1 protein-coding gene is annotated in these 281 nt (G+C 45.2%); it reads left to right on the plus strand.

Annotated features, from left to right (window positions below; translation table 11 throughout):
* A partial coding sequence (locus MN204_RS20475) for an Nramp family divalent metal transporter (protein WP_249872901.1) occupies nucleotides 1–281 on the plus strand: 281 nt, incomplete at both ends.

The raw sequence follows: 281 nt of genomic DNA on the forward strand, positions 1-281 counted from the left end.
GAGTGGACCAGGGGCATTGGTTGCCGTTGGTTACATGGACCCAGGTAACTGGATTACGTCAATTGTCGGTGGGGCACAGTATCGATACCTATTGATTTCTGTGATCTTAGTATCTAGTTTAATTGCGATGTTGTTGCAATATATGGCGGCTAAACTAGGGATTGTGGCTCAGAAAGATCTGGCCCAAATGACGCGTGATTCCACGAATAAATGGATCGGATACATCCTTTGGTTTATGACGGAATTGGCGATTATGGCAACTGAAATGGCCGAAGTTATCG

Origin of the sequence: Oceanobacillus saliphilus, from assembly GCF_023522835.1 — a bacterium.
Classification (GTDB): domain Bacteria; phylum Bacillota; class Bacilli; order Bacillales; family Amphibacillaceae; genus Oceanobacillus; species Oceanobacillus saliphilus.